The organism is Enterococcus sp. LJL51 (assembly GCF_054871795.1).
This window is the reverse complement of record NZ_JBTXLW010000012.1, coordinates 115,259-121,463: the sequence shown is the minus strand read 5'-3', so window position 1 is coordinate 121,463 and position 6,205 is coordinate 115,259. Positions and strand designations below refer to the sequence as shown.

The window sequence follows — 6,205 nt, the reverse complement described above, 5'->3', positions numbered from 1 at the left end:
AAAAGACACGCTGAGTATACGCATACAGAATAATTTTTAATAGCATCTTCGGGTGGTAGGCCGGTCGGCCTAATTGTTCTTCTAATTTATTAAAGAGTGTTTGCGGCATGGCTTCGACTAAGGCATTGACCGCAAAAGCGACATCCGTTTCAGGAATAAACTGTTCCAACTCTAATGGTAAAATCGTTTGATTGATGGTATAATCTTTAAACATAAAAGCACGCTCCTTTTGATTTGGTTTAGTCACTTTAATCTTACACGGTTGCGTGCTTTTTGTGTACCCTAAAATCAAAAAAGTAGGACAATAATCAGATTTTCTTCTGACTATTGTCCCACTCCCCTTACATATTCCCTTCAAATGTAACTGCTTCTCTTATTTAATCAGCACATAGTCCAAATCAACCATCTTCGCCCAGGTAACAATCTGGTCTGTGGTCAAATTCAGCGAAACTACTGTATGGTGTCCGCCCCCAGCTTCAATCCAAGCTTTCACACCATCCTGGAAGTTGGGTTTAACCTCCCAAAGGATACGGGCAACCGGCAAGTTAGGTGCCGCTTCCGTTGGTTCAAACAATTCTACCTCATTAATCAGCAGCTTGTAGTGTGTTCCGTAATCAGCCATGGAAACGACGACGCCAGAGCCAGCTTTCCCATCAAAGACCAGACGTGCCGGATCTTCTCTGTCACCCATAGATAACGGAGAAACAACGATTTTAGGCTTGTTCACCGCTAAAGTTGGATCAACTTCCATCATATGGGATTGCAGAATCGCTTCATATCCAGCCGCCAGTTCATAGGTATAATCCTCCATAAACCCTGTGTTTTTATTATGTGCCATTACCTTCATTAAACGGTCAATTGCTGCTGTCTTCCAGTCTCCTTCGCCGGCAAACCCGTAGCCCTCTGCCATCAAACGCTGAACTGCTAAACCAGGCAGCTGCTGCATGCCGTACAAATCTTCGAAGTTTGTACTGAACGCATTGTAGCTCCCAGCTTCCAAGAAGCGGCGCAAACCAATTTCCTGACGAGCCTGTACCTTCACATGCGCTTCCCATTTATCATGGTCATATTCACCATAGTCAAAATCATACAGTTCTTTATACTCCGTAAACAGAGCTTCTACTTCTTCTTCCTTAACTGCATTGACGTACTGAACCAAGTCGCCAATACCATAATAGTCAACAGTCCAGCCAAATTGAATTTGAGCCTCAACCTTGTCTCCTTCAGTTACTGCAACATTTCGCATGTTATCGCCGAAACGGGCAACCTTGATTTTAAAGCTGTCGTTGTAGGCTGCTGCAACATCCATCCATTCAGCAATCTGCTTTTGAATCTCAGGGCGCTTCCAGTATCCGACAACTACCTTATTATTTTTCTTCAGACGAGCATTGATAAAGCCGTATTCCCGGTCGCCGTGAGCCGCCTGGTTCAAGTTCATAAAGTCCATATCAATCGTTTCCCAAGGAATACTTTCATTATACTGCGTAGCTAAATGAAGCAACGGCTTCTGCAGCAGCTTCGTTCCTCGAATCCACATTTTTGCCGGCGAGAATGTATGCATCCAAGTGATTACTCCGGCAACCTCATCCCGATAATTGACTTCCTTCATAATTTTTGTAATAACTTCCGGCTTCACTGCCAGCTCCTGTAAGACCACTGGGTAAGGTAGAGTACCGCTGCTATTTAGTTCACGGACCATTTCCTCTGCATGAGCCCGAACCTCCTGTAATGCTTCTTCTCCATATAAATGCTGAGAGCCTACGACAAACCAAAATTCTTTTTTATCCATTGCTGACATACTTCTCTCTCCTTCTGATTCGTTTTTATTTTTGTCCATAATAAGCGTCTTTGCCATGTTTTCGTAAATAATGCTTGTCTAAAATTCTTTGAGGCAGTTCTTCAGAAAAATGATTCAGCTGACGGGCATATAAATTCATTTTACAGACCTCATCTAAGACTACTGCATTCATTACCGCACTATCTGCATTTTTCCCCCAAGTGAAGGGACCATGTCCATGAAGTAGTACTCCCGGCACTGCCATCGGATCAATTTCCCGCTTTTTAAACGTCTCAACAATTACACGGCCGGTCTCTTCTTCATAGCCTCGATCGATTTCTTCCTGACTTAAAAAACGGGCACAAGGAATCGTTCCATAAAAGGTATCCGCATGAGTCGTCCCCATAGCTGGCACATCTAAGCCCGCCTGTGACCAAATAGTGGCCCATGGCGAATGCGTATGGACAATCCCGCCGATATCTTGATACGATTGATATAAAACTGCGTGGGTTGGCGTATCGGAGGAAGGATTCAATGTCCCCTCAACCACGTTTCCCTTCAAATCACAAACGACCATATCAGAGGGCTTCAGTGTTTCATAATCAACACCAGAAGGCTTAATTACAAACAAGCCCTGTTCACGATCAACTCCGCTAACATTTCCCCATGTGTATTTAATTAGCCCCTGCTTGGGCAGTTCCAAATTCGCATAGTATACTTCTTCTTTTAATGCTTCCAACACATCGTTGTCCTCCTGTCTTCAACTAGCCTTATTCCCTAAAATAGTTGTTCATTCGTCATGACTGCCGGCTCATTGATTTAAATAAGCTGCTGCTGCCTCTTCAATCGGCAGGCCTTCTTTATAACGTTGTGCAAACTGTTCGAAACCAGCGGTATCTTCTGGATCAGGAGCAAGCTCGCTGCCTGCTTCTCCGGCAAATACCTGCTGCTCCAAATATGTGGCTAGTGACTGATTTTCCTTCGCATAGCCCAGATAATCCGCCAACAAGGCAATCCCCCAAGCTCCGCCTTCTCCAGCTGTTTCCATTAGTGAAACCGGCGTATTGATGGCCGCCGCCAGTACTTTTTGTGCAACGCCTTCTGTTTTAAAGATTCCGCCGTGTCCAAGGACCTTATCAATTTGAACCTGCTCTTCTTCTACTAAAATCTTCATACCGATATTTAACGCACCAAAAGCAGTGAACAGATGAACCCGCATGAAGTTTGCCAGATTGAAACGACTGTCAGGTGTCCGTACAAATAGCGGCCGCCCTTCTGGAATATGAGTAATATTTTCCCCTGAAAAGTAGCCATAGGATAACAAACCGCCACATTCCTTATCTCCTTGCAGCGCCTGATTGAACAGCAGTTCATACAGCTTTTCTGTCGACAGCTCGAAACCACAGACCTTAATAAATTCTTCAAACAGCTTCACCCAGGCATTAATATCAGATGAGCAATTATTGGCATGGACCATAGCAACTAAGTCGCCAGCAGGTGTTGTAACCAAGTCCAGCTCTGGATGAACTTTTTTCAATTCCTTTTCCAGTACAATCATCGCAAAAACAGAGGTACCGGCGGATACATTACCCGTTCTTTTTGCTACACTATTGGTAGCTGTCATGCCTGTTCCAGCATCGCCTTCCGGCGGGCACAGCGGCATTCCAGCGATTAAATCACCTGTTGGATCAAGCAGTTTCGCACCAGCTTCTGTTAACAGACCAGCCGGCTCACCTGCGACCAGCACCTTAGGCAAAATATCCTGCAGCTGCCAAGAGTAATTATGCTTAGCAGTTTGCTTATCGAAGGCTGTAATCATACGTTGGTCATAATTTTTTACAGCAGGATCTATTGGGAACATTCCAGAAGCATCGCCAATTCCTAAAACCTTTTCTCCTGTCAGCTGCCAATGAACATAACCAGCTAGTGTAGTAAAATAATGAATAGTTTCCACATGAGCTTCCTGATTTAAGATCGCCTGATACAAATGGGCTATACTCCAACGCTGTGGAATGTTGTAGTTAAACAGCTTTGTCAATTCCTTTTCAGCCGCTGCAGTGTTTGAATTACGCCAAGTTCGAAAAGGGACGAGTAGCTGATTCTCTTTATCAAAAGCCATATAACCATGCATCATCGCACTAAAACCCATTGCACCAATTTTGGTTAGCTTGACACCGAACTTCTGAAAAACATCTTTTTTTAGATTCTGATAGCTATCCTGCAGCCCTGACCAGATATCCTCCAAGCTGTATGTCCACAGGCCATCTGCCAGTTGATTTTCCCAAGTGTGACTGCCGGATGCAACAGGCTCCTGGTGCTCATCGATTAGCACCGCCTTAATACGGGTTGATCCCAGTTCTATTCCAAGAGACGTTTTCCCAAGAACAATCGATTGCTTTACACTCTCTGCGTTCATCTCAATCCTCCTGTATACGTTTTCATTTTCAAGCGTGTCTGAAAAACTGGTTTCCTTTTTATTATTCAGACACGCCCTAGTTAACAACTAACGACATAAAAAATCCTTCTCAAAAGAAGTATTCCATCTTTCAAGAAGAATTATAGCATTTATGTACGTACATGTAAATAATTTATTCGGCATTTGTACGTACTTTATTTTCAGATTACGACCAGTAGCCTTTAGGGCAATATTTATTTTTCAAAGATGCCCGAAACTGATAAAAACAGCCGCACGCTGTACAGGTATGGGTAGAGCGAAAACAGCACTCTTCACAAATTAACGTTCGCCGCTGCGCTATTTCCTTAGATGCAAGCTCTCTTTCCATCGCTAACTGCTCTACTATTAACTCTGCTACTGTTTGATTGTTCAGCAAAAAAGACTGTGGATTACAGTTTTTACAACTCATTCACTTAGCTCCAGCTGAATCGTTAGAATCGATTTTGGTGAAAGTGAGAGTTCCAAATGCTGATTTTGACTATTGTATTCTGTAAAATCCTGAAGAACAATTGTATCCGGATGCGCAAAATCATTATGGCTATCCATTGTCATCCCTTGAATGAAGCGGCTGGAGCATACTTCTTTAATCGGTGTTTCCAGCTCAAATTTCACCGCTGTTGTCTTAGTTAATGAGTAATTACATATAGATAGACTAACAATGCTCTTTTTTCGGGAAACAGTATACGATACGTGTTCAGGTGTCTGCCCATAGCAATCCAGCCGTTGGGCACCTTGGTGAACCTTATACAGCTCAAATACATAGTAACTTGGTGTTTTTACCAGCTTATCCCCTTCCGTCAACAGCATCGCCTGCAATACATTCACTGTCTGAGCAATATTCGCCATCTGAACTCTCTCTGCATGTTTATGAAAGATATTCAAAGTCAGCGCGGCAACCATAGCATCGCGAATCGTATTCTGCTGGTAAAGAAAACCGGGGTTGGTTCCCGCTTCCGGTGCCAGCCAGGAGCCCCATTCGTCCACAATCAAACCGATTCGGCGATCCGGATCGTATTTATCCATAATTGTTGTATGTTTGGTGATTAACTTGTCCATCTTTTTAGCACTTTCCAGCAGCGACCACCAGTGGGCTTCCGTAAATCCTAAGGCAGGTCCTTTGTCCTCCCAAGCACCAGTTAAGGCATAGTGATGCAGACTAATGCCATCCATATAAGGCCCGCTAATCCGGAGGACCTCCTCCATCCATTGGTAATCGTCAACGTTAGGACCACAGGCAATTTTATAGATTTCTTCTGCTCCATACTGGCGAACATAGGTCTGATATTGACGGTAAAGATCCGCATAATAGGACGGCCGCATATTACCGCCACAGCCCCAGGACTCATTCCCTACACCAAAAAACTTTACCTTCCACGGAGTCTCTCTGCCGTTTTTTCTCCGCAGCTCTGCCATTGGCGATTCTCCTGCCATGGTCATGTATTCAACCCATTCCTGCATTTCCTGAACTGTCCCGCTGCCTACGTTACCGTTGACATAAACCTCACAGTTTAATTGTTCTGCCAGTTCAAAAAATTCATGGGTGCCGAAGTGATTGTTCTCAGTAAGACCGCCCCAATGAGTGTTCACCATTTTTTTCCGTTCTGCTTTTGGTCCAATCCCATCCTTCCAATGATACTCATCTGCAAAACAGCCGCCTGGCCAGCGAAGAACAGGAATTTCAATAGCTTTCAGAGCCTCTATTACATCTAGCCGCATACCGTTTTTATTCGGAATCTCTGACTCTGCTCCAACATACAGGCCTTCATAAATACACCGTCCCAGATGCTCAGCAAAATGTCCGTAAATGTATTTACTAATTTCCACTCCTGATTTTTGGTTTAAAATTTTTATCATCTATTTCTCCTTTAACTATAGAAGCCCTGTTAAATAAATCAGTTATACTTCTCTTTCTCTGACTTACCTTACAGATAAAAGCTTTTTCTTGTACACTGGATCATTTAACAGGACTTCTA

General features: G+C 43.6%; 6 protein-coding genes. All 6 read right to left on the bottom strand.

Annotated elements, in window-relative coordinates:
- On the bottom strand, nucleotides 1–214 hold a 214-nt coding region (locus ACYSNQ_RS12100; RefSeq protein WP_461731384.1), incomplete at its 3' end, for a transposase.
- Nucleotides 215–373: 159 nt separating this feature from the next.
- Nucleotides 374–1,798, bottom strand: coding sequence for an L-arabinose isomerase (gene araA / locus ACYSNQ_RS12095; protein WP_426083687.1), 1,425 nt, complete (start codon nucleotides 1,796–1,798; stop codon nucleotides 374–376).
- 25 nt (nucleotides 1,799–1,823) lie between these two features.
- On the bottom strand, nucleotides 1,824–2,519 hold the full coding sequence (locus ACYSNQ_RS12090) for an L-ribulose-5-phosphate 4-epimerase (protein ID WP_426083685.1): 696 nt from the start codon (nucleotides 2,517–2,519) through the stop codon (nucleotides 1,824–1,826).
- A gap of 69 nt (nucleotides 2,520–2,588) precedes the next feature.
- Complete coding sequence (locus ACYSNQ_RS12085) at nucleotides 2,589–4,193, bottom strand: xylulokinase (protein WP_426083683.1); 1,605 nt, start codon at nucleotides 4,191–4,193, stop codon at nucleotides 2,589–2,591.
- A 205-nt stretch (nucleotides 4,194–4,398) separates the two neighbouring features.
- Nucleotides 4,399–4,641, bottom strand: coding sequence for a DUF6171 family protein (locus tag ACYSNQ_RS12080; RefSeq protein ID WP_426083681.1), 243 nt, complete (start codon nucleotides 4,639–4,641; stop codon nucleotides 4,399–4,401).
- On the bottom strand, nucleotides 4,638–6,086 hold the full coding sequence (locus tag ACYSNQ_RS12075) for an alpha-N-arabinofuranosidase (RefSeq protein ID WP_426083679.1): 1,449 nt from the start codon (nucleotides 6,084–6,086) through the stop codon (nucleotides 4,638–4,640). The genes ACYSNQ_RS12080 and ACYSNQ_RS12075 overlap by 4 nt, the downstream gene beginning before the upstream one ends.
- Nucleotides 6,087–6,205 lie beyond the last annotated feature (119 nt).